Below are 22,385 nucleotides of genomic sequence, written 5' to 3' on the forward strand. Positions count from 1 at the left end.
GGGCCATGGCCAGGGATAGGCAGCGCATCTGGCCGGTGGTCCCGAGCAAGGTGTGCGCGCAAGGCAGTCTCCGCTATAATCGCCGCCTTGTTGTGCCCAGCGCGTGTGCATTTCCACCTGGGCGCCTGAAAAACCTCGGCTTCACTGGGCCTGAAAGGATCACCATGTTCGAAAACCTGACCGACCGCCTGTCACAGACGCTGCGCCATGTCACCGGCAAGGCCAAGCTGACCGAAGACAACATCAAGGACACGCTGCGCGAAGTGCGCATGGCCCTGCTCGAGGCCGACGTCGCCCTGCCGGTGGTCAAGGATTTCGTCAACAGCATCAAGGAGCGTGCGGTCGGCACCGAAGTGTCGCGCAGCCTGACCCCGGGCCAGGCGTTCGTGAAGATCGTCCAGGCCGAGCTGGAAAGCCTCATGGGGGCGGCCAACGAAGAGCTGACCCTCAACGCCGCCCCGCCGGCCGTGGTGCTGATGGCCGGCCTGCAGGGCGCGGGCAAGACCACCACCGCCGGCAAGCTGGCGCGTCACCTGAAAGAGCGCAAGAAGAAGAGCGTGATGGTGGTGTCGGCCGACGTCTACCGTCCGGCGGCAATCAAGCAGCTCGAGACGCTGGCCAATGATATCGGCGTGACCTTCTTCCCGTCCGACATCAGCCAGAAGCCGGTGGCCATCGCCGAAGCGGCGATCCGCGAAGCCAAGCTCAAGTTCATCGACGTGGTGATCGTCGACACCGCGGGTCGCCTGCACGTCGACGCCGACATGATGGACGAGATCAAGGCACTGCACGCCGCGGTCAAGCCGATCGAAACCCTGTTCGTGGTCGACGCCATGACCGGCCAGGATGCCGCCAACACGGCCAAGGCCTTTGGCGATGCGCTGCCGCTGACCGGCGTGGTGCTGACCAAGGTCGACGGCGATGCCCGTGGCGGTGCCGCCCTGTCGGTGCGCGCCATTACCGGCAAGCCGATCAAGTTCATCGGTATGGGCGAGAAGACCGAAGCCCTCGAGCCGTTCCACCCCGACCGGATCGCTTCGCGCATCCTCGGTATGGGTGACGTGCTCAGCCTGATCGAGCAGGCCGAGCAGAACATCGACAAGGAAAAGGCCGACAAACTGGCCAAGAAGTTGAAGAAGGGCAAGGGCTTCGACCTCGAAGACTTCCGCGATCAACTGCAACAGATGAAGAACATGGGCGGCCTTGGCGGCCTCATGGACAAACTGCCGAGCATCGGTGGCGTCAACCTGTCGCAGATGGGCAATGCCCAGGGCGCGGCCGAGAAACAGTTCAAGCAGATGGAAGCGATCATCAATTCCATGACCCCTGCCGAACGCCGCGACCCTGACCTGATCAGCGGTTCGCGCAAGCGCCGCATCGCCCTCGGTTCCGGCACCCAGGTGCAGGACATTGGCCGGCTGATCAAGCAGCACAAGCAGATGCAGAAGATGATGAAGAAATTCTCCGCCAAGGGCGGCATGGCCAAGATGATGCGTGGCCTTGGTGGGATGCTGCCGGGTGGCGGCATGCCCAAGATGTAAGCGAATCCGGGCGGCGGTCTTTAATATGAAGACCGCCGCCCAGCCCCCGCTTCGGCGGGTACAGTGCCGCCAAATGGCGGCTTAACCGGCAGATCTGAACGGTGGGTCAAGCGCTCGCCGAAAAAGGCATTTGCAAATGTCCGTGTATTCCCCGAGAATATGCGGCCTTTTGGGCACCCGTGTGCCCATTGGGCATTCAGTTTTGCAGCACCGACTATAGGAACGATGTTCACATGGTAACCATTCGTCTGGCCCGTGGCGGCTCGAAAAAGCGCCCATTCTACCACCTGACCGTGACCAACTCGCGTAACGCCCGTGACGGCCGTTTCGTTGAGCGCGTTGGCTTCTTCAACCCGATCGCATCGGGCGCCGAAGTCAAGCTGTCGGTCAACCAAGAGCGCGTCACCTACTGGCTGAGCCAGGGCGCACAGCCGTCTGAGCGTGTTGCTCAGCTGCTGAAGGAAGCTGCCAAGGCTGCAGCCTGAGCAGTATGAACGCGACGCCAGAAAAGGCTGATGACCTCATCGTCATTGGCAAGATTTTTTCGGTTCACGGCGTTCGCGGCGAGGTGAAGGTGTATTCCTTTACCGATCCGATTGAAAACCTGTTGGATTATCCGCGCTGGACGCTTAGGCACGAAGGCAAGGTAAAGCAGGTCGAGCTGGTCAGCGGTCGTGGCTCCCAAAAGGGCTTGGTCGTGAAATTGAAAGGCCTCGAGGATCGTGACGAAGCCCGTCTTCTGAGCGGTTACGAAATCTGCATTGCGCGGAGCCTTTTGCCCAACCTGGCAACCGACGAGTACTACTGGTACCAGTTGGAAGGCCTGAAGGTCATCAATCAGGACGAACAGCTGTTCGGCACGATCGATCACCTGTTGGAGACCGGTGCGAACGATGTAATGGTGGTCAAGCCTTGCACAGGCAGCCTGGATGATCGCGAGCGTCTGTTGCCCTATACGGAGCAATGCGTGCTGGCAATCGACCTGCAGGCCGGTGTGATGCGAGTCGAATGGGATGCGGATTTCTAAACGATGGGTAGCCTTCGCGTAGAAGTCATCACGTTGTTCCCCGAGATGTTCTCGGCCATCACGGAGTACGGCATTACCAGCCGTGCGGTGAAACAGGGGTTGCTGCAAGTGACCTGCTGGAACCCGCGGGACTACACCACAGATCGCCACCACACCGTGGATGATCGGCCGTTTGGCGGTGGTCCGGGCATGGTGATGAAGATCAAGCCTCTGGAAGACGCCCTGGTTAGCGCCAGGCAGGCGACCGGAGCTGCGGCAAAGGTGATCTACCTTTCGCCACAAGGCCGCAAGCTGACCCAGCAGGCGGTCAAAGGCTTGGCCGAACAGGAATCGTTGATCCTGATCGCCGGCCGTTATGAAGGCATCGACGAGCGCTTTATCGAGGCTCATGTCGATGAGGAGTGGTCGATTGGCGACTATGTGCTTTCCGGTGGCGAGCTGCCGGCCATGGTACTGATCGATGCGGTTACGCGGCTGCTGCCCGGAGCTTTAGGGCATGTGGACTCGGCGGAGGAAGACTCTTTCACCGACGGTCTGCTGGATTGCCCGCACTACACCCGACCCGAGGTGTATGCGGATCAGCGTGTACCCGACGTGTTGCTTAGTGGCAACCATGCACATATCCGGCGATGGCGGATGAAGCAGTCCCTTGGTAGGACCTTCGAACGACGCGCCGATCTTCTGGAAAGTCGCTCGCTTTCTGGAGAAGAGAAGAAGCTGCTCGAGGAATACCTCCGCGAGCGGGACGATAGTTAAACGTATCGATGGTGGATCGCGTTATCCATCTTAGGAGCACAGCATGACCAACAAGATCATCCAGCAGCTCGAAGCCGAGCAGATGAGCAAAGAGATCCCGACCTTCGCACCAGGCGACACCATTGTCGTCCAGGTCAAAGTGAAGGAAGGCGACCGCTCGCGTCTGCAGGCGTTCGAAGGCGTCGTTATCGCCAAGCGTAACCGCGGTCTGAACAGCGCCTTCACCGTGCGCAAGATCTCCAGCGGCGTTGGCGTAGAGCGTACCTTCCAGACCTACAGCCCGCAGATCGACAGCCTGGCCGTGAAACGTCGTGGTGACGTGCGTAAAGCCAAGCTGTACTACCTGCGTGACCTGTCCGGTAAAGCAGCTCGCATCAAGGAAAAACTGTCCTGAGTGCAGTTTGTCCGGTGGCCTAGGCCCCGTGCGAGAAAAAGCAGCCTTCGGGCTGCTTTTTTGCGTCTTGAATCTTGCCTTTGCGATGTGACTCCGAGATGACAACCCGAGACCAGGAAATCCAGCGCCGCACCGAACTGTCGGTGACCCGCGTGACCAAGGCGGTGTTCCCCAACACCACCAACCACCACAACACCCTGTTCGGTGGCACGGCGCTGGCGTGGATGGACGAAGTTTCGTTCATCGCCGCCACCCGTTTCTGCCGGCTGCCGCTGGTGACCGTGTCCACCGACCGCATCGACTTCAAGCACCCGATCCCGGCAGGTTCGATCGTCGAGCTGGTGGGGACGGTGATCAAGGTCGGCAACACCAGCCTGCAGGTGCAGGTGGATGTGTTCGTCGAGAACATGTACCTCGATGGCCGCGAACGGGCGATCCATGGCGTGTTCAGCTTCGTTGCCATCGACGAGGACAAGCGCCCGGTGCCGGTGCTGCCTTTGGCCTGATTGCCGATCCCGTATATTCAATGCGTCACAGGCTGTTCGGTCAGCTCCGGCTCCACCAGCGCCACCAGTGTCCACCCCGGCTGTGGCTTGAGCGGGTTGTCCGGGCTGGCCACATGTACCCAGCCTTGCCCGTCCCGGGCGAACAGCAGCGTCGCCCGTGGGCCATGCAACTGCTGGTAGTCGCCCCAGCTGAATGCCTCGGTCAACGTGGTGCTGTACAGCTCGGCACCCTGATGCAGCAGTTTGGCCAGCTGCCCATAGGTCATCGCGCTCGACCCGAGCAATTGCCCGCGATGCTCCTCGCTGGCCCGGTGTTTGTCGCTGCGCTGTTTCTCCAGGCCGCTGGCCAGCACGAAAAGCCGGGCGTGGCCGAAGTCATGACGAAAGCGCGCGCAGGCCAGGGCATTGAGTTCGCCCGCCGGTGACAGCCCCAGCAGATGGCCCAGCCCGACCAGATCGAGGTGAGCGTCGGCATGCTGCGACGCAGGGTTGCCGAAGTAGGTCGGCAGGTTGTCCATGCGAGCGGCGCGGATGTTCTCCCAGCTCGAGTCGGTCAGCAGCACCCGGCAGCCCAGTTGTTGCAGGGCCTTGGCGATGGCGCGCGCAGGTGGGTTGGCGCCGACCAGGAGAAACCCGCTCGGCGCTGGTTCCGCCACCTTTAGCAGGCGTGCCAAGGGCCTTGCGGTAGCGCTTTGCAGGACCACGGTGCCGATGATCACGGCAAAGGTCAGTGGCACCAGCAGCAGCGCGCCTTCGTGCCCGGCCTGGTCCAGGCGAATGGCGAAGATGGCCGAAACCGCCGCGGCGACGATGCCCCGCGGCGCGATCCAGGCCAGCAGCGCGCGTTCCCGCCAGTTCAGCGGCGATCCCAGGGTCGACAGCAACACGTTCAGCGGCCTGGCCAGCAACTGGATCACCAGCAACAGTGCCAGTACCGCTGGGCCCAAGGCGAGCAGGGCCTGCAGGTCGAGCCGCGCCGCCAGAAGGATGAACAGGCCGGAGATCAGCAGCACGCTGAGGTTCTCCTTGAAGTGCAGGATCTGCCGCACATCCACGCCGGGCATGTTGGCCAACCACATGCCCATGACCGTCACCGCCAGCAGGCCCGACTCGTGGACGATCTGGTTGGCGGCGATGAAGATGCCCAGCACCGCGGCCAGCGACGCCAGGTTGTGCAGATACTCCGGCAGCCATTGCTCACGCATGATCTGCCCGAGCAGCCAGCCTCCGGCGACGCCGAGCGCGCTGCCGCAGAAAATCACCCCGGCGAAGGTCGCCAGGCTGTGGCTCAGGCCTTCACCGGCGGCGCTGGCGATGATGAAGCTGTAGACCACCACCGCCAGCAGCGCGCCGATCGGGTCGATGACAATGCCTTCCCAGCGCAGGATATTGGCGATCGTCGCCTTCGGCCGCACCACCCGCAGCATGGGTACGATCACCGTGGGGCCGGTGACCAGGGTCAAGGTGCCGAACAGGATCGCCAGGGGCCAGTCGAAGCCCAGCAGCCAGTGGGTGGCCAGGGCGATCACCAGCCAGGTGCTCAGCGCCCCGACGGTGACCAGGCGATGCACCACGCTGCCGATCTCGCGCCATTGCGACAGGTGCAGGGTGAGGCTGCCTTCGAACAGGATCAGCGCCACCGCCAGCGATACCAGTGGCATCAGCAACGGGCCGAACAATGCCTGCGGTTGCAGCCAGCCCAGCACCGGCCCGGTGAGGATGCCGCACAGCAGCAGGAACAGGATCGCAGGCAGTTTCAGGCGCCAGGCCAGCCATTGGCAGAGCAGGGCCGCCGCGCCGACGCCGCCGACACTCAAAAGAATCTGCTGTTCGTTCATGCGGGCTCCCTCTGCATGCCATGTTGTGAAAGACTAAGCGTCATTTCGTCGTTTGCCACCGAGTTTTCATGCCTGCACTGGACCACCCGCTGATCGACCAGTTCCTCGATGCCTTGTGGCTGGAAAAGGGGCTTTCCGACAACACCCGCGCTTCCTACCGCAGTGACCTGGCCTTGTTCAACGGCTGGCTGCAGGAAAAGCACGTGCTGTTGCCCGATGCCGGCCGCGAACTGATCCTCGATCACCTGGCCTGGCGCTTCGACCAAGGCTACAAGCCTCGTTCCACCGCGCGCTTCCTGTCCGGGGTGCGCGGCTTTTTCCGTTACTTGCTGCGCGAGCGGTTGATCGTCGTCGATCCGACCTTGCAGGTGGACATGCCGCAGCTGGGCCGGCCACTGCCCAAGTCGCTGTCGGAGGCCGATGTCGAAGCCTTGCTGCAGGCGCCGGATCGCGGTGAGGCGATTGGCCAGCGCGACCGCGCCATGCTCGAAGTGCTCTATGCCTGCGGTTTGCGAGTGACCGAACTGGTCAGCCTGACCTTGGACCAGGTCAACCTGCGCCAGGGCGTGCTGCGGGTCATGGGCAAGGGCAGCAAGGAGCGCCTGGTGCCGATGGGCGAGGAAGCGGTGGTGTGGATCGAGCGCTACCTGCGCGATGGCCGCGCCGAGTTGCTGGGCGGCCGCCCCAGTGACGTGCTGTTCCCCAGCCAGCGCGGCGAGCAGATGACCCGCCAGACCTTCTGGCACCGCATCAAGCACCACGCGCGGGTGGCCGGCATCGACAAGCCGCTGTCCCCGCACACCCTGCGCCACGCCTTTGCCACGCACTTGCTCAACCATGGCGCCGACCTGCGTGTGGTGCAGATGCTGCTGGGCCACAGCGACCTGTCCACCACGCAGATCTACACCCATGTGGCCAAGGCCCGCCTGCAACAGCTGCATGCCGAACACCACCCCCGTGGATGAATGATGTTCATGTTCCGCCGACTGGTGCCTGAGTACCCCTACTGCGCCAGTCTGTTGTGGTAGGCTTGGACGGTTTGTTGCAAGGGCCGACCGTTCGCCGCCCGCCAGGGCTGGGCGACGTCCCCACGGCCCCGTCCGCCTTCAGGAGTACCCCATGCGCGTGACCCAGATTTTCGCCGCCGCCGCCTTGGCGCTGGCCAGTACCTTTGCCGTTGCCGCGGCTACCGATGGCAATGCCGGTGCCGAGCAGGCGATCCGCAAATCGTTGCAGAACCTCCAGTTGGAGGTGCCGATCGAAAGCGTTGCCAGCAGTCCGCTCAACGGCCTGTACGAGGTCAAGCTGCAAGGCGGCCGCGTGCTGTACGCCAGCGCCGACGGCCAGTTCGTCATGCAGGGCTACCTGTTCCAGATCCAGGACGGCAAGCCGGTCAACCTCACCGAGAAGACCGAGCGCCAGGGCATCGCCAAGTTGATCAACGGTATTCCGGCCGGCGAGATGGTGGTCTACCCGGCCAAGGGCGAGACCAAGTCGCACATCACCGTGTTCACCGACACCACCTGCCCGTACTGCCACAAGCTGCACGCCGAGGTGCCGGAGCTCAACCGCCGCGGTATCGAAGTGCGTTACGTCGCCTTCCCGCGCCAGGGCCTGGGTTCGCCGGGCGACGAGCAGTTGCAGGCCGTCTGGTGCTCCAGCGACCGTCGCGCGGCGCTGGACAAGATGGTCGATGGCAAGGAAATCAAGGCTGCCAAGTGCGCCAACCCGGTCAGCAAGCAGTTCCAGCTGGGCCAGTCGATTGGTGTAAATGGCACGCCGGCGATCGTTCTACAGAATGGCCAGGTGATTCCGGGCTATCAGCCGGCACCGCAAGTGGCCAAGCTGGCCCTGGCCGAGAGCAAGTAACCAATTCAATACGCCGTCGTCATGGGGTGACGGCATGTTTCACGGTCGGCGCAGGTGCCGGCCGTTCTATGGGGAGTTCACAGTGAAACCGGTCAAAGTAGGCATCTGTGGGTTGGGGACCGTCGGTGGCGGAACCTTCAATGTACTTCAGCGCAACGCCGAGGAGATCGCCCGCCGTGCCGGGCGCGGTATTGAAGTGGCACAGATTGCCATGCGCTCGCAGAACCCGAACTGCCAGATTACCGGTACCCCCATTACCGCTGATGTGTTCGAAGTCGCGAGCAACCCCGAGATCGATATCGTCATCGAGCTGATCGGCGGCTACACCATCGCCCGCGACCTGGTGCTCAAGGCCATTGAAAACGGCAAGCACGTGGTCACCGCCAACAAGGCGCTGATCGCCGTGCACGGCAACGAGATCTTCGCCAAGGCCCGCGAGAAGGGCGTCATCGTCGCCTTCGAAGCTGCCGTGGCCGGTGGCATCCCGGTGATCAAGGCGATCCGCGAGGGCCTGTCGGCCAACCGCATCAACTGGCTGGCCGGGATCATCAACGGTACCGGCAACTTCATCCTCACCGAAATGCGCGACAAGGGCCGTGCCTTCCCCGATGTGCTGGCCGAAGCCCAGGCGCTGGGCTACGCCGAGGCCGACCCGACCTTCGACGTCGAAGGCATCGATGCCGCGCACAAGCTGACCATCCTGGCGTCCATCGCCTTCGGTATCCCGCTGCAGTTCGACAAGGCCTACACCGAAGGCATCACCCAGCTGACCACCGCCGACGTGAACTATGCCGAGGCCCTGGGCTACCGCATCAAGCACCTGGGCGTGGCCCGTCGCACCGCTGACGGCATCGAGCTGCGCGTGCACCCGACGCTGATCCCGAACGATCGCCTGATCGCCAACGTCAATGGCGTGATGAACGCGGTGATGGTCAATGGCGACGCCGCCGGTTCCACCTTGTACTACGGCGCCGGCGCCGGCATGGAGCCGACTGCCTCGTCTGTGGTCGCCGACCTGGTCGACGTGGTTCGCGCCATGACTTCCGACCCGGAGAACCGTGTACCGCACCTGGCCTTCCAGCCGGATGCGCTGTCGGCCCATCCGATCCTGCCGATCGAAGCCTGCGAAAGCGCCTACTACCTGCGTATCCAGGCCAAGGACCACCCGGGCGTGCTGGCCCAGGTCGCAAGCATCCTTTCGGAGCGCGGCATCAACATCGAGTCGATCATGCAGAAGGAAGCCGAGGAACAGGATGGCCTGGTGCCGATGATCCTGCTGACCCACCGTGTGGTCGAGCAGCGCATCGACGACGCCATTGTCGCCCTGGAAGCGCTCCAGGACGTGGTCGGCAAGGTCGTGCGCATCCGCGTCGAACAGCTCAATTAATTCCGGTGGCGGGCCGTGACGGCGGCCCGCGCCCAGCATCGAAGGTTTGCATCCATGCGCTATATCAGTACCCGCGGCCAGGCTCCGGCCCTGAACTTCGAAGACGTCCTGCTGGCTGGCCTGGCCAGCGACGGCGGGCTGTACGTTCCCGAGAACCTGCCACGCTTCACCCAGGAAGAGATTGCCTCCTGGGCTGGCCTGCCGTATCACGAGCTGGCCTTCCGGGTGATGCGCCCGTTCGTCGAAGGCAGCATCGCCGACGCCGATTTCAAGAAGATTCTCGAAGAGACCTACGGCAACTTCGCCCATGCTGCGGTCGCCCCGCTGCGCCAGCTCAACGGCAACGAGTGGGTGATGGAGCTGTTCCACGGCCCGACCCTGGCCTTCAAGGACTTCGCCCTGCAACTGCTCGGCCGCCTGCTCGACCACGTGCTGGTCAAGCGCGGCGAGCGCGTGGTGATCGTCGGTGCCACCAGCGGTGACACCGGCTCGGCCGCCATCGAAGGCTGCCGCCGTTGCGACAACGTCGACATCTTCATCCTGCACCCGCACCAGCGCGTGTCGGAAGTGCAGCGCCGGCAGATGACCACCATCCTTGGCGACAACATCCACAACATTGCCATCGAAGGCAACTTCGACGACTGCCAGGAGATGGTCAAGGCCAGCTTCGCCGATCAGTCCTTCCTCAAGGGCACACGTCTGGTGGCGGTCAACTCGATCAACTGGGCACGGATCATGGCCCAGATCGTCTACTACTTCCACGCCGCGCTGCAGCTCGGCGGCCCGGCGCGTTCGGTGGCGTTCTCGGTGCCGACCGGCAACTTCGGCGACATCTTCGCCGGTTACCTGGCGCGCAACATGGGCCTGCCAATCAGCCAGCTGGTGGTGGCGACCAACCGCAACGACATCCTGCACCGTTTCATGAGCGGCAACCAGTACGTCAAGGACGCCCTGCACCCGACCCTGTCGCCGTCGATGGACATCATGGTCTCGTCCAACTTCGAGCGTCTGCTGTTCGACCTGCACGGTCGCAATGGTGCCGCGGTTGCCCAGCTGATGGACACCTTCAAGCAAGGCGGCGGCTTCAGCGTCGAGCAGGATCGCTGGACCGAAGCGCGCAAGCTGTTCGATTCGCTGGCCGTCACCGATGAACAGACCTGCGAGACCATCGCCGAGGTGTTCAAGGCCACCGGTGAAGTCCTCGACCCGCACACCGCGATCGGCGTCAAGGCCGCCCGCGAGTGCCGCCGCAGCCTGGATACGCCGATGGTGGTGCTGGGGACCGCGCACCCGGTCAAGTTCCCCGAGGCGGTGGAGAAGGCCGGTGTCGCCAAGGCCCTGGAGCTGCCGGCGCACCTGAGCGATCTGTTCAGCCGCGAGGAACGCTGCACGGTGCTGGCCAACGACCTGAAGGCCGTACAGGCCTTCGTCAGCCAGCATGGCAACCGCGGCAAGCCGCTGTAAGCGGCACCACTCACAAAAAAGCCCGTCTTGCACGGGCTTTTTTGTGGGCGCAAGACGCACGGCAGCGGATTTCAGATTTTTCCCATGTAGTTCGATGGATACCCTTACTAAAGTGGCGTTCTGACCAACAGAACACACGACTCCAGTGGGAGGCTCATGCATCAGCTCAATGTCCTTATCCACCAGGCTCGGCCCTACTATCAGATGCTCTTGCATCAGGCCTTCAATGCCCAGGGTGTGTACAACGTACGGCTCACCGATGACGTGCCGGCAGCCACGGCCAACATCACACAAGGGCAGCGACCCGTTGATGTGCTGGTGCTCGACCAGGGGATGCCAAGCCGTCATGCCCGGCGCCTGTTCAAGTACCTGGTGCAGGCTTCCTGCGCGGGTGGGTTGCTGTTTGTCGGCTATGGCGACGCGGGGGGCATCGACCTGGCGCTCGAGGCCCGCAAGCAGGGCTTGAATGTCCTGGCTGAGCTGCCCTGGCCGATGTCAATGGTGGGCCTGGAGCAGGCGCTCGGGCGCCTGTAGCCTGACCTTCGGCAAGCAAGGGGGGCGGAGCATCGAAACTGTCATGTTGATCGCGGATGCTCGTGATGACGGGCCTGGCGAACTTTCCACCGGCCCCGATGGTCAGTTTTCTTACCTTAGCCAGCGAGTGATCCGGATGGAAAGAATCTGCAGACTGCTCAACGATGCCCTGACCCCTTACCACGCCGAGCTTGGACCGACCGATAACCGTGGCCGCCGTCACCTGAGTGTTCACGATGAGCACGGTTTGCCGATTTTGCGGCGTACCGTTTGTGAGCGAGAGCTGATAGAACAGCAATTGCTGGTCGATCTGGTCGATGGCCTGCACCGTGACCTGCAGATTGCCGAAGGCCGTCTGCAACCCTGTGTGATCGCCGCCTTGCAGCATCAGAGGCAAATGCAGGGAACCTTTGCCTGACCGGCCCGTCAGACTCAGCAAGGGCAACCTGACGGTGCTTTGCTCCGGTGCCATCCAGGCTGTCACTGGAAGTCCCAGGGACTTTCGCTTGACCCCGGTCGTCTTCCCCAGCGGCCGGGGTTTCTTTTGCCTTGAATTCACCTGCACCCTGTTAGGTGCCACTGCTGATCTGCACGGGTCAGTTCAGCGCACCGGCGCTTCGCCCTGCTCGAAAAAATGCCGGGCCTGGCCCAGATAATCTTCCTGCAGCTCCGGATCCAGCCAGCGGGCATACAGGCCTGGCAACGTATCGCGGCGCAGCATCGGCAGCAGCTGGTCGATATTGGCGATCGCCTCGCGTCCCAAGGCGGTGTCCGAGCAGCCTACATGGAGGAACTGGTAGCGGTTGACGCCACGGATGGGATAGAAGCGGTAATCGTCCAGCGAGCCATTCTGTTGCTGGATCAGGTAGCGAACCTCTGGCCAGTAGCCGAGCACCAGTTGCAGGCGCCCCAATTGTTGCATCTCCAGCAGGCTGGCGGTGGCATCGTTGCCGTAGTGGCGGCTGAAGGCGCTGTCAGGCAACTGCTTCAGGACATCATCGACCTGCATGCTGTAGCTGCGCTCTGCGACGATGCCGAGCTTGAGCCGGGTCTGGGTCAGCAGCCGCTGAAGATCCACCTGTTGTCCGTCCAGATAAGGCTCCAGCAGCGCCTGGTCGTGCTTGCGCACCACCAGGCCACTGCTCAGTACGCCCAGCGATGGCTGGGAGAAATGCACGTACCTGGCACGTTCGGGCGTCCACAGCAGGGTCGGGTCGCAAGTGAAACTGTGCTCCTGGAGCATCTGGATGCCGCGGGCGCGATTGACTCGGACGATCTGGTGGTCGTACTTGGGCATCTGCGCGATCAGCTTGGGCAACAATTGGTCGATCACGCCCTGGCCTTTGGCCGGCCCTTCGAAAATGGTGAACGGCGGCAGGTCACGGACCAGCCACAGCAGGCGCTCCCTGGCCTCGGCCGATTGTGCCGCGAGCGCGCTGAATACCAGGCAGAGCAGCAGGGGCAGGTGGCGGATGCGCATGGGCCGTGGATCAGACCGTACCGGCCGCGCGCAGGCGGGCAATGGCGGCTGCGTCGTAGCCCAGGCTGGCCAGTAGCGGCGTCGTATGTTCACCCAGGGCCGGTCCGACCCATTCGGCGCTGCCGGGGGTGTCGGACAGCTTGGGCACGATACCCGGCATCTTGAACGGCTTGCCGTCCGGCAGTCGGGCCTGGAGGAACATCTCGCGGGCGAGGAATTGCGGGTCGCCCAGCATGTCCTCGGCGGAGTAGATCCGGCTGGCCGGTACCTCGGCGTCGTTGAGCACCTGCATCACTTTGTCCAGCGGCAGGCCGTTGGCCCAGCGGTCGATGACGCCGTACAGCTCGTCGCGGCGGGCATCGCGGCCATCGTTGGTGGCCAGGGCGGCATCGTTGGCCAGGTCGTCGCGGCCGATGGCCTGCATGAAGCGCTTGAAGATCGCATCGCCATTGGCGCCGATCTGTACGTGCCGGCCATCGGCGGTGGTATGGATGCAGGAAGGGGTGATACCCGGCATGATGTTGCCGGTGCGCTCGCGGATAAAGCCGAACACATCGAATTCCGGCACCATGCTTTCCATCATGGCGAAGATGGCTTCGTACAGCGCCACATCCACGACTTGGCCGTCGCCACCGTTGACTTCGCGATGACGCAAGGCCATCAGCGCGCCGATTACGCCCCACAGGGCGGCAATGGAGTCGCCGATGGAAATCCCCGTGCGCACCGGTGGGCGATCCTCGAAGCCGGTGATGTAGCGCAACCCGCCCATGGATTCGCCAACCGCGCCGAAGCCCGGTTGGTCCTTCATCGGGCCGGTCTGGCCGAAGCCCGACAGGCGCACCATGACCAGGCGCGGGTTGAGGGCGTGCAGCACATCCCAGCCCAAGCCGAGTTTCTCCAGCACGCCGGGGCGGAAGTTCTCGATCAGGATGTCGGCCTCGGCCAGCAGGCGCTTGAGCACTTCGCGGCCTTCAGGATGCTTGAGGTTGAGGGTCAGTGATTGCTTGTTGCGCGCCTGGACGAACCACCACAGTGACGTGCCCTCGTACAGCTTGCGCCATTTGCGCAGCGGGTCGCCGCCATCGGGTGACTCGACCTTGATTACCTCTGCACCGAATTCGGCGCAGATCCGCGAGGCGAACGGGCCGGCGATCAAGGTGCCGAGCTCGATGACTTTCAGGCCGGCGAGAGGTTTGCTGGGCATTGTCATGGGGCATCCGTGGCGGCTGGGCGTGAGCGCAGGTTGTATCACAGCTCGGCGGCGGCAGGTATATCGGCGTTGTCTGATCCGGCGCTGGCGCCCGGGATCAGTTAGACTGTGCGACTTTCCCCCGCAAGAAGCCTATCGCCCATGGCCCAGCCGTCCACCACCTACAAGTTCGAACTGAATCTGACCGACCTCGACCGCGGCGTGTACGAGAATGTTCGCCAGACCATCGCCCGCCACCCTTCGGAAACCGAAGAGCGCATGGCCGTGCGCCTGCTGGGCTATGCCCTTTGGTACAACGAGCAGCTGTCCTTCGGGCGCGGCCTGTCGGACGTCGATGAGGCGGCACTGTGGGAAAAGAGCCTGGACGATCGCATCCTGCATTGGATTGAAGTCGGCCAGCCCGACGCCGACCGCCTGACCTGGTGCTCGCGGCGTACCGAGCGCACCAGCCTGCTGGCCTACGGCAGCTTGCGGGTGTGGGAGACCAAGGTGCTTGGCGCGGTCAAGGGCCTGAAGAACCTGAGCATTGCCGCCGTGCCGCAGGAGGTGCTGGAAGTCCTCGCCACCGATATGCCGCGTACCATCAAGTGGGATGTGATGATCAGCGAAGGCACGGTGTTCGTCACCGATGACCGCGGCCAGCACGAAGTGCAGTTGCAGTGGCTGCTCGGCGAGCGCGGCTGACCTGACTCTCACCGGATTATCGAAGACCCCATGCGTATCGAACCCCGTTCTCTGCCGTCGCCCCTGCCATTGTTGGGCAACCTGCCACCCCTGCTGACCCGTCTCTATGCCGCCCGTGGTGTGCAGTCCGAGGTTGAGCTGGACAAGAGCCTGGCGCGCCTGCTGCCTTTCCAGCAGCTCAAGGGTATCGAGGCGGCGGTGGACCTGCTGGTCGAGGCGCTTGACCAGCGCCAGCGCATTCTCATCGTTGGTGATTTCGACGCCGACGGCGCCACCGCCAGCACGGTGGGGGTGCTGGGTTTGCGTCTGCTGGGCGCTGCCCATGTCGACTACCTGGTGCCCAACCGCTTCGAATATGGCTATGGCCTGACCCCGGAGATCGTCGCGGTCGCGCTCGAGCGCCAGCCGCAATTGCTGATCACTGTGGACAACGGTATTTCCAGCGTCGATGGCGTGGCCGCAGCCAAGGCCGCCGGGCTCAAGGTGCTGGTCACCGACCACCACCTGCCGGGTGAGCAGTTGCCGGCCGCCGATGCCATCGTCAATCCCAACCAGCCGGGTTGTGCGTTCCCCAGCAAGTCACTGGCCGGTGTCGGCGTGATCTTCTACGTGCTGATGGCCCTGCGTGCGCGGTTGCGCAGCCTGGGGCGCTACGAAACGCAGCCGCAGCCGAACATCGGCGAGTTGCTTGACCTGGTGGCGCTGGGCAGCGTCGCCGACGTGGTGCCGCTGGATGCCAACAACCGCATCCTGGTGCATCAGGGGCTGGAGCGAATTCGCGCCGGTCGCGCCCGCCCGGGGCTCAAGGCCATCCTCGAAGTGGCGCGGCGTGACCACAAGCGCATCACTTCCACCGACCTTGGCTTCATCCTTGGCCCTCGGCTCAATGCGGCGGGGCGCCTGGACGACATGAGCCTGGGCATCGAATGCCTGTTGTGCGAAGACGCGGCCCTGGCGCTGGACATGGCCCAGCAACTGGATGGCCTGAACCAGGATCGCAAGTCCATCGAGCAGGGCATGCAGCGCGAGGCCCTGGCCCAGCTCAAGGACCTGCCGGTCGAGTCCATGCCTTATGGCTTGTGCCTGTTCGACGCCGACTGGCACCAGGGGGTGATCGGCATCCTCGCCTCGCGCCTGAAAGAGCGTTATCACCGCCCGACCATCGCCTTTGCCGATGCGGGGGAAGGGGTGTTGAAGGGCTCGGCGCGTTCGGTGCCGGGGTTCCATATCCGTGATGCGCTGGACGCCGTGGCGGCGCGGCATCCGAGCTTGATCAGCAAGTTTGGCGGGCATGCCATGGCGGCGGGGCTGTCCTTGCCGGCCGAGAACTTCCCCGCGTTTGCCGAGGCGTTCGACGACGAGGTACGGCGGCAGTTGCGTGAGGAAGACCTGACTGGGCGGTTGTTGTCGGATGGCACGTTGGCGGTCGAGGAGTTTCACCTGGATTTGGCGCGGGCATTGCGCAATGCCGGGCCCTGGGGGCAGCACTTTCCCGAGCCGTTGTTCCACGGGGTGTTCCAGTTGGTCGAGCAGCGGGTCGTTGGGGAGCGGCATCTGAAGGTGGTGCTCAAGAGCGAGTGTGGGGCGGTGCGGTTGGATGGGATTGCCTTTGGGATTGACCGGGAGGTCTGGCCGAATCCTACAGTGCGGTGGGTGGAGTTGGCTTACAAGTTGGATGTGAATGAGTTTCGGGGGAATGAGAGTGTGCAGTTGATGATTGCGCATATGGAAGCGCGGTGATCTTTTTTTGAATTGCTGGGGTTTTGGGGTTTTGGTTTTTTGGCTGTATTGAAGTTGTATGCGCATTCATTTGCGATGGCGACGCATAGTCACCTTTCCGCCCTTACGGCGGCTTACTTTGGTCTTGGCCAAAGTAAGCAAAGCCGTTGCGCTCCATTCATCCGGCCCTCCGCTTCGCTCCGGGTTCCCTCACTCCGGCCTTGCTCCCGGGAGGACCGCGCTGAACGCCCCATCCTGGGGCGCAGCGCTTGACGGGCATCCATGCCCGTCACCTCCCTCCGCAAGACCTCCGTTCGGCCTCCTGAAGTCGCGAAGTTACGGGCGGCGCCTGCACTAACGCAGCTAGTCGCTAGTTGCCGTCATGGGAACTCTAGATCAACATCGCGGGGCAAGCCCGCTCCCACCATAGTTTGACTACGTGATTCAACGTGGGGGCGGGCTTGCCCCGCGATAGCGTAATGAAGAACAACATAACAGCCACTAACAAAACCAACATATCTGCTCTTGATCTGCTCTTGATCTGCTCTTGATCTGCTCTTGATCTTGCTTCTAAGTGCGCGATAGTTCAGGCGACACAAATTGCGACTTCAGGAGGCCGAGTGGAGTTCTTGCGTAGTGGGGCGACGGCCATGGATGGCCGTCGAGCGCTGCGCCCCAGGATGGGGCGTACAGCGCGGTACCCACGGGAGCAAGAACGGAGCGAGGGAACCCCGTAGCGAAGCGTAGGGGCCGTATGAACGGAGCCGAACGGTTTTGCCGACTTTTGCCACGACAAAAGTCGGCCGCCGTAAGGGCGGAAAGGTGACTAAATGTCGACATCTTCTACGAATGCGCTCACAAAAAACAAAACAATCGCCCAGAACCCGAACCCGAACCCTTACCCCCGAAACGCCCGAATAAAAACCCCCACCGCCTCCCGCACATGCGCCTCAGCCTCATCCCCCTCCAGCGCCGGCGAGCACCCCAGCAGCAACCGATAATCCGGCGCCCCCTTCACCAGGCAGAAGAAATGCTCCGCCGCCTGCCACGGGTTATCGATCCGCAACAGCCCGCGCTGGTCGACACAACGCAGCAACGCCTCCATCCCGCTCATCACCCGCTTGGGCCCCGCCGCATAGAAATACTGGCCAAACCCCGGATCCTGGCTACCCAGGGCAAAGATCAGGCGACTCAGCTTGACGGCCTCGTCACTGCTGATCAAAGCCTGGAAACCACGGGCAATGTTCAGCAGCACATCTTCCACCGCCGCGCCTTCGGGATACTCGAACATCAGGTCGGGCAACTGGTTCTGGCAGGTGGCCATGACCGCCGCGCCGAACAGGGTCTGCTTGTCGGTGAAATGGCTGTACACGGTGAGTTTTGAAACACCTGCCGCCGCAGCGACCGCATCCATGCTGGTGTTGGCATAGCCAAGGCTGAGAAACAGGCGCTTGGCGGCTTCGAGGATGGCCTCGCGCTTGGCCAGGTCCTTGGGCCGGCCGGGGCCGATGGGTGCGTCGTTGGACATGAGGGACCGCATTCTCTGTGAAAGGGGCACATCTTACCGGGTCCGGGGGCGGTCGGCTGCAGCGTACGTCGCACCACTAAATATCGATTTTCTCTGAAGCGCCTGCTTCCCCGACCCGATTCGCTGACTTAATATACTCGCCAGTATAAATATTCGATGCGCCCTCTGCCAAAGGTCATTCATCATGTTGCGTCGTGCGTTGTCCCTCGCCCTGCCGGCCGTTGCCGTGCTGCTGCTCACCGCCTGCGGCCAGGAGGCCGCGCCACCTGCCGCACCGCGCCCGGCGCTGGTGGTCCAACCCCAGCCGGCCGGCGCATCCGCCGACAGTTACCCGGGCGAGGTGCGGGCGCGCTTCGAGCCTGAACTGGCGTTCCGCATCGGAGGCAAGGTCAGCAAACGCCTGGTGGAGGAGGGGCAGCGGGTCAAGGCCGAGCAGCCGCTGGCCGAACTCGACCCGCAGGACGTGCGTCTGCAACTGGAGGCTAACCGCGCCCAGCTGGCCGCGGCCGAAGCCAACCTGGCGCTGGTGCGCGCCGAGCGCGACCGCTACCAGAAACTGCTGGATCGGCAGATGGTCAGCCATTCCCAGTTCGACAATGCCGAGAACCTTTACCGCGCCGGCATGGCCCGCCTGAAGCAGGCCAAGGCCGAGTACGAAGTGGCGGGCAACCAGGCCGAGTACGCCGTGTTGCGCGCGCCCCAGGCCGGCGTGATCGCCAAGCGTCAGGTCGAGGTGGGCCAGGTGGTGGCGGCGGGGCAGACTGTGTTCACGCTGGCTGCCGATGGTGAGCGCGAAGTGGTCATAGGCCTGCCGGAGCAACAGTTCGCCCGCTTTGCTGTCGGGCAGACAGTCAGCGTGGAACTGTGGTCGCACCCGAACCGGCGTTTCGAAGGCCGGATCCGCGAGCTTTCCCCGGCGGCGGACCCGCGTTCGCGCACCTTCGCCGCGCGCATCGCCTTTATCTCCAACGCCACCCCTGCCGAGCTGGGCCAGAGCGCGCGAGTGTTCATCGATCATGCCGAACGTTCGCCGCTGGCAGTCCCGCTGTCGGCAGTGACCGCCGAGGCGGGGCAGGCCTATGTCTGGCGGGTTGGCAAGGACAACCGCCTGCAGCGCGCCGCCGTGCGTCTGGGTGCCTATGGCGCGGACAGCGTGCCGGTGCTCGAAGGCCTGGACGCTGGCGACTGGGTGGTTGCCGCCGGTGGCCATGTGCTGCGCGAGGGGCAACAGGTGCGGCCTGTTGACCGCAGCAACCGTGAAGTGAACCTGGCGGCCAAGGAGTAAGTCCCGATGGGTTTCAACCTTTCCGCCTGGGCGCTGCGCAATCGCCAGATCGTGTTGTTCCTGATGATCCTGTTGGCGGCCGTAGGCGCCATGTCCTACACCAAGCTGGGGCAGAGCGAGGATCCACCCTTCACCTTCAAGGCCATGGTCATCCGTACCCTGTGGCCTGGCGCGACCGCCGAGGAGGTGTCGCGCCAGGTCACCGAGCGTATCGAGAAGAAACTGATGGAGACCGGCGAGTACGAGAAGATCGTCTCGTTCTCCCGACCCGGTGAGTCCCAGGTCACGTTCATGGCCCGTGACGCGATGCATTCCAAGGATATCCCCGAGCTGTGGTACCAGATCCGCAAGAAGGTCGCGGACATCAAGCACACCCTGCCCCCCGAGGCGCAGGGGCCATTCTTCAACGACGAGTTCGGCACCACCTTCGGCAATATCTACGCCCTGACCGGCGCCGGCTTCGACTATGCGGTGCTCAAGGACTACGCCGACCGTATCCAGATCCAGCTGCAGCGCGTCAAGGACGTGGGCAAGGTGGAGCTCATCGGCCTGCAGGACGAGAAGATCTGGATCGAACTGTCCAACGTCAAGCTGGCTACCCTAGGGGTGCCGCTCGCCGCCGTGCAGCAGGCGCTGCGCGAACAGAACGCGGTGAGTACCGCGGGCTTCTTCGAAACCCCCAGCGAGCGCCTGCAACTGCGAGTCAGCGGGCGCTTCGACAGCGTCGAGCAGATTCGCCAGTTCCCTATCCGCATTGGTGATCGCACCTTCCGCATCGGTGACGTCGCCGAGGTGCAGCGCGGTTTCAACGATCCACCCGCGCCGCGCATGCGCTTCATGGGCGAGGACGCCATCGGGCTGGCGGTGTCGATGAAGGACGGCGGCGACATCCTGGTGCTTGGCAAGGCCCTGGAAGGCGAGTTCGCCCGCCTGGCGCAGAGCCTGCCGGCGGGCATGGAGCTGCGCAAGGTGTCCGACCAGCCGGCGGCGGTGAAGGCCGGGGTCGGTGAGTTCGTGCAGGTGCTGGTCGAGGCCCTGGCCATCGTCCTGCTGGTGAGTTTTTTCTCGCTGGGCCTGCGCACCGGCCTGGTGGTGGCGCTGGCGATCCCGCTGGTGCTGGCCATGACCTTCGCCGCTATGCACTACTTCGGCATCGGCCTGCACAAGATCTCGCTGGGGGCGCTGGTGCTGGCCCTGGGCCTGCTGGTCGACGACGCGATCATCGCGGTGGAGATGATGGCGATCAAGATGGAACAGGGCTACGACCGGCTCAAGGCCGCGAGCTACGCCTGGACCAGTACGGCGTTCCCGATGCTCACCGGCACCCTGATCACTGCGGCGGGTTTCCTGCCGATCGCCACGGCGGCGTCGAGCACAGGGGAATACACCCGTTCGATCTTCCAGGTGGTGACCATTGCCTTGCTCACCTCCTGGGTGGCGGCGGTGGTGTTCGTGCCTTACCTGGGCGAGCGCCTGCTGCCGGACCTGGCCAAGCTCCACGCTGCTCGCCACGGCGCCGACGGGCATGCCCCCGACCCCTATGCGACGCCGTTCTACCAGCGTGTCCGGCGCGTGGTGGAGTGGTGCGTGCGGCGGCGCAAGACCGTGATCGTGCTGACCATCGCCGCGTTCGTCGGCAGCATCCTGTTGTTCCGCTTCGTGCCGCAGCAGTTCTTCCCGGCTTCCGGGCGGCCGGAGCTGATGGTCGATCTGAAGCTGACCGAAGGCGCTTCGCTGAACAACACCGCCGAGCGGGTCAAGCAACTGGAGGCGCTGCTCAAGCAGCAGGACGGTATCGCCAACTACGTCGCCTATGTCGGCACCGGTTCCCCGCGTTTCTACCTGCCGCTGGACCAGCAACTGCCTGCGGCGAGCTTTGCCCAGTTCGTGGTGCTGGCCAAGTCGCTGGAGGACCGTGAACGCCTGCGCAGCTGGCTGATCGGCACCCTGGACCAGCAGTTCCCCGACCTGCGTTCGCGGGTCACGCGCCTGGAAAACGGCCCGCCCGTAGGCTATCCGGTGCAGTTCCGGGTCACCGGCGAACACATCGAGAAGGTTCGCGCCCTGGCCCGCGAGGTGGCGGCCAAGGTGCGTGAGAACCCGCACGTGGTCAACGTGCACCTGGACTGGGAAGAACCGAGCAAGGCGGTGTACCTGGATATCGACCAGGACCGTGCCCGGGCGCTGGGCGTGAGCACCGCGCACCTGTCGAGCTTCCTGCAGAGTTCGCTGACCGGCAGCAACGTCAGCCAGTACCGCGAAGACAACGAGCTGATCGAGATTCTCCTGCGCGGTACGCCAGAGGAGCGCCGTGAGCTGGGCAACCTGGGCAGCCTGGCGGTGCCCACCGACAACGGCCAGAGCGTGGCCCTGTCGCAGGTGGCGACCCTTGAGTACGGCTTCGAGGAAGGCATCATCTGGCACCGCAACCGCCTGCCCACGGTCACCGTGCGCGCCGATATCTACGACAAGGAACAGCCGGCGACCTTGATCAAGCAGATCCAGCCGACGTTGGCGCAGATCAAGGACGAGCTGCCTGATGGCTACTTGCTCGAAGTGGGCGGCACGGTGGAAGACTCCGAGCGTGGCCAGCGTTCGGTGAACGCCGGCATGCCGCTGTTCATCGTGGTGGTGCTGAGCCTGCTGATGATCCAGCTGCGCAGTTTCTCGCGGATGTTCATGGTGTTCCTCACCGCGCCCCTCGGGCTGATCGGCGTGACCCTGTTCCTGCTGGTGTTCCGCCAGCCGTTCGGGTTCGTCGCCATGCTCGGGACCATCGCCCTGGCCGGCATGATCATGCGCAACTCGGTGATCCTGGTGGACCAGATCGAACAGGACATCGCTGCGGGGATGGAGCGTTGGCAGGCGATCATCGAGGCCACGGTGCGGCGCTTCCGGCCGATCGTGCTGACTGCGCTGGCGGCGGTGCTGGCGATGATTCCGTTGTCGAGGAGTGTGTTCTACGGGCCGATGGCGGTGGCGATCATGGGTGGGTTGATCGTCGCCACGGTGCTGACCCTGCTGTTCCTGCCGGCGCTGTATGCGGCGTGGTTCAGGGTCAAGAAAAACTGAGGAACGAGCGGGAGGGCTTTGCCCTCCTATCGCCGGCAAGCCGGCTCCCACACGCGTTGCGCAGTACTTGTGGGAGCTGGCTTGCCAGCGA

20 protein-coding genes are annotated in these 22,385 nt (G+C 63.7%); 16 read left to right on the forward strand and 4 right to left on the reverse strand.

The genetic code is table 11. The features are described 5' to 3' along the window. Positions 1-164 precede the first annotated feature (164 nt). From ffh to DFS21_RS08530, 6 genes are all read left to right on the forward strand, one after another. The gene (gene ffh, locus DFS21_RS08505) at positions 165-1,541 is read left to right on the forward strand and encodes a signal recognition particle protein (protein ID WP_023629809.1); all 1,377 of its coding nucleotides are present in this window, start codon (positions 165-167) and stop codon (positions 1,539-1,541) included. A 233-nt stretch (positions 1,542-1,774) separates the two neighbouring features. Next, positions 1,775-2,026 (forward strand): 30S ribosomal protein S16, encoded by a 252-nt coding sequence (rpsP, locus tag DFS21_RS08510; protein ID WP_011535318.1) that lies wholly within the window; start codon positions 1,775-1,777, stop codon positions 2,024-2,026. A gap of 5 nt (positions 2,027-2,031) precedes the next feature. Beyond that, on the forward strand, positions 2,032-2,568 hold the full coding sequence (gene rimM, locus DFS21_RS08515) for a ribosome maturation factor RimM (RefSeq protein ID WP_111532136.1): 537 nt from the start codon (positions 2,032-2,034) through the stop codon (positions 2,566-2,568). 3 nt (positions 2,569-2,571) lie between these two features. Next, on the forward strand, positions 2,572-3,324 hold the full coding sequence (trmD, locus tag DFS21_RS08520) for a tRNA (guanosine(37)-N1)-methyltransferase TrmD (RefSeq protein ID WP_023629811.1): 753 nt from the start codon (positions 2,572-2,574) through the stop codon (positions 3,322-3,324). A 43-nt stretch (positions 3,325-3,367) separates the two neighbouring features. Continuing rightward, the gene (rplS, locus tag DFS21_RS08525) at positions 3,368-3,718 is read left to right on the forward strand and encodes a 50S ribosomal protein L19 (protein ID WP_023629812.1); all 351 of its coding nucleotides are present in this window, start codon (positions 3,368-3,370) and stop codon (positions 3,716-3,718) included. A 98-nt stretch (positions 3,719-3,816) separates the two neighbouring features. Beyond that, on the forward strand, positions 3,817-4,224 hold the full coding sequence (locus tag DFS21_RS08530; protein ID WP_023629813.1) for an acyl-CoA thioesterase: 408 nt from the start codon (positions 3,817-3,819) through the stop codon (positions 4,222-4,224). A 17-nt stretch (positions 4,225-4,241) separates the two neighbouring features. On the opposite strand, the gene DFS21_RS08535 is transcribed toward DFS21_RS08530, so the two are convergent. After that, complete coding sequence (locus tag DFS21_RS08535) at positions 4,242-6,062, reverse strand: sodium:proton antiporter (RefSeq protein ID WP_111532137.1); 1,821 nt, start codon at positions 6,060-6,062, stop codon at positions 4,242-4,244. 68 nt (positions 6,063-6,130) lie between these two features. Here DFS21_RS08535 and xerD point away from each other — a divergent pair, with 68 nt between their 5' ends. The 6 genes from xerD to DFS21_RS08565 all read left to right on the forward strand — a co-directional run bounded on the left by xerD (position 6,131) and on the right by DFS21_RS08565 (position 11,734). Beyond that, entirely contained in the window at positions 6,131-7,027 is an 897-nt protein-coding gene (xerD, locus tag DFS21_RS08540) for a site-specific tyrosine recombinase XerD (protein ID WP_111532138.1), read from the forward strand. A gap of 154 nt (positions 7,028-7,181) precedes the next feature. After that, entirely contained in the window at positions 7,182-7,931 is a 750-nt protein-coding gene (locus DFS21_RS08545) for a thioredoxin fold domain-containing protein (RefSeq protein WP_102685319.1), read from the forward strand. A gap of 82 nt (positions 7,932-8,013) precedes the next feature. Beyond that, positions 8,014-9,318 (forward strand): homoserine dehydrogenase, encoded by a 1,305-nt coding sequence (locus DFS21_RS08550; RefSeq protein WP_023630110.1) that lies wholly within the window; start codon positions 8,014-8,016, stop codon positions 9,316-9,318. Between the two features lie 54 nt (positions 9,319-9,372). Then, positions 9,373-10,782, forward strand: coding sequence for a threonine synthase (thrC, locus tag DFS21_RS08555; RefSeq protein ID WP_111532139.1), 1,410 nt, complete (start codon positions 9,373-9,375; stop codon positions 10,780-10,782). A gap of 156 nt (positions 10,783-10,938) precedes the next feature. Further along, the gene (locus DFS21_RS08560) at positions 10,939-11,316 is read left to right on the forward strand and encodes a response regulator (RefSeq protein WP_102685321.1); all 378 of its coding nucleotides are present in this window, start codon (positions 10,939-10,941) and stop codon (positions 11,314-11,316) included. A 136-nt stretch (positions 11,317-11,452) separates the two neighbouring features. Further along, on the forward strand, positions 11,453-11,734 hold the full coding sequence (locus DFS21_RS08565) for a DUF3509 domain-containing protein (RefSeq protein ID WP_110700079.1): 282 nt from the start codon (positions 11,453-11,455) through the stop codon (positions 11,732-11,734). Between the two features lie 183 nt (positions 11,735-11,917). On the opposite strand, the gene DFS21_RS08570 is transcribed toward DFS21_RS08565, so the two are convergent. Both DFS21_RS08570 and DFS21_RS08575 read right to left on the reverse strand, forming a co-directional pair. Beyond that, positions 11,918-12,796: a TIGR02285 family protein gene (locus tag DFS21_RS08570; RefSeq protein WP_110699754.1), complete on the reverse strand. Its 879-nt coding sequence runs from the start codon at positions 12,794-12,796 to the stop codon at positions 11,918-11,920. A gap of 10 nt (positions 12,797-12,806) precedes the next feature. Beyond that, positions 12,807-14,006 carry a CaiB/BaiF CoA-transferase family protein gene (locus DFS21_RS08575; protein WP_110699752.1) on the reverse strand — a complete coding sequence of 400 codons (1,200 nt, stop codon included), beginning with the start codon at positions 14,004-14,006 and terminating at the stop codon, positions 12,807-12,809. Positions 14,007-14,147: 141 nt separating this feature from the next. Here DFS21_RS08575 and DFS21_RS08580 point away from each other — a divergent pair, with 141 nt between their 5' ends. Beyond that, the gene (locus DFS21_RS08580) at positions 14,148-14,690 is read left to right on the forward strand and encodes a YaeQ family protein (RefSeq protein ID WP_110699750.1); all 543 of its coding nucleotides are present in this window, start codon (positions 14,148-14,150) and stop codon (positions 14,688-14,690) included. A 30-nt stretch (positions 14,691-14,720) separates the two neighbouring features. After that, complete coding sequence (gene recJ, locus DFS21_RS08585; protein WP_110699748.1) at positions 14,721-16,430, forward strand: single-stranded-DNA-specific exonuclease RecJ; 1,710 nt, start codon at positions 14,721-14,723, stop codon at positions 16,428-16,430. Between the two features lie 877 nt (positions 16,431-17,307). Here the strand turns inward: recJ and DFS21_RS08590 are convergent. Further along, complete coding sequence (locus DFS21_RS08590) at positions 17,308-17,949, reverse strand: TetR/AcrR family transcriptional regulator (RefSeq protein ID WP_102690704.1); 642 nt, start codon at positions 17,947-17,949, stop codon at positions 17,308-17,310. A 172-nt stretch (positions 17,950-18,121) separates the two neighbouring features. On the opposite strand from DFS21_RS08590, the gene DFS21_RS08595 reads away from it, so the two are divergent. Together DFS21_RS08595 and DFS21_RS08600 are read left to right on the forward strand one after the other, a co-directional pair. Continuing rightward, positions 18,122-19,222: an efflux RND transporter periplasmic adaptor subunit gene (locus DFS21_RS08595; RefSeq protein WP_111532140.1), complete on the forward strand. Its 1,101-nt coding sequence runs from the start codon at positions 18,122-18,124 to the stop codon at positions 19,220-19,222. Positions 19,223-19,228: 6 nt separating this feature from the next. After that, positions 19,229-22,294: an efflux RND transporter permease subunit gene (locus tag DFS21_RS08600; RefSeq protein ID WP_110701855.1), complete on the forward strand. Its 3,066-nt coding sequence runs from the start codon at positions 19,229-19,231 to the stop codon at positions 22,292-22,294. The last annotated feature ends 91 nt before the right edge of the window (positions 22,295-22,385 follow it).

The sequence above is a fragment of the Pseudomonas sp. 2848 genome (assembly GCF_003253945.1).
GTDB lineage: Bacteria > Pseudomonadota > Gammaproteobacteria > Pseudomonadales > Pseudomonadaceae > Aquipseudomonas.

Coding starts and splice junctions, on each gene's coding strand:
- thrC (WP_111532139.1), top strand. CDS start 9,373: ATGCGCTATATCAGTACCCGCGGCCAGGCTCCGGCCCTGAACTTCGAA.
- DFS21_RS08575 (WP_110699752.1), bottom strand. CDS start 14,006: ATGACAATGCCCAGCAAACCTCTCGCCGGCCTGAAAGTCATCGAGCTC.
- DFS21_RS08565 (WP_110700079.1), top strand. CDS start 11,453: ATGGAAAGAATCTGCAGACTGCTCAACGATGCCCTGACCCCTTACCAC.
- DFS21_RS08595 (WP_111532140.1), top strand. CDS start 18,122: ATGTTGCGTCGTGCGTTGTCCCTCGCCCTGCCGGCCGTTGCCGTGCTG.
- DFS21_RS08600 (WP_110701855.1), top strand. CDS start 19,229: ATGGGTTTCAACCTTTCCGCCTGGGCGCTGCGCAATCGCCAGATCGTG.
- DFS21_RS08545 (WP_102685319.1), top strand. CDS start 7,182: ATGCGCGTGACCCAGATTTTCGCCGCCGCCGCCTTGGCGCTGGCCAGT.
- DFS21_RS08580 (WP_110699750.1), top strand. CDS start 14,148: ATGGCCCAGCCGTCCACCACCTACAAGTTCGAACTGAATCTGACCGAC.
- rimM (WP_111532136.1), top strand. CDS start 2,032: ATGAACGCGACGCCAGAAAAGGCTGATGACCTCATCGTCATTGGCAAG.
- DFS21_RS08560 (WP_102685321.1), top strand. CDS start 10,939: ATGCATCAGCTCAATGTCCTTATCCACCAGGCTCGGCCCTACTATCAG.
- DFS21_RS08535 (WP_111532137.1), bottom strand. CDS start 6,062: ATGAACGAACAGCAGATTCTTTTGAGTGTCGGCGGCGTCGGCGCGGCG.
- xerD (WP_111532138.1), top strand. CDS start 6,131: ATGCCTGCACTGGACCACCCGCTGATCGACCAGTTCCTCGATGCCTTG.
- ffh (WP_023629809.1), top strand. CDS start 165: ATGTTCGAAAACCTGACCGACCGCCTGTCACAGACGCTGCGCCATGTC.
- rplS (WP_023629812.1), top strand. CDS start 3,368: ATGACCAACAAGATCATCCAGCAGCTCGAAGCCGAGCAGATGAGCAAA.
- DFS21_RS08570 (WP_110699754.1), bottom strand. CDS start 12,796: ATGCGCATCCGCCACCTGCCCCTGCTGCTCTGCCTGGTATTCAGCGCG.
- rpsP (WP_011535318.1), top strand. CDS start 1,775: ATGGTAACCATTCGTCTGGCCCGTGGCGGCTCGAAAAAGCGCCCATTC.
- recJ (WP_110699748.1), top strand. CDS start 14,721: ATGCGTATCGAACCCCGTTCTCTGCCGTCGCCCCTGCCATTGTTGGGC.
- trmD (WP_023629811.1), top strand. CDS start 2,572: ATGGGTAGCCTTCGCGTAGAAGTCATCACGTTGTTCCCCGAGATGTTC.
- DFS21_RS08590 (WP_102690704.1), bottom strand. CDS start 17,949: ATGCGGTCCCTCATGTCCAACGACGCACCCATCGGCCCCGGCCGGCCC.
- DFS21_RS08530 (WP_023629813.1), top strand. CDS start 3,817: ATGACAACCCGAGACCAGGAAATCCAGCGCCGCACCGAACTGTCGGTG.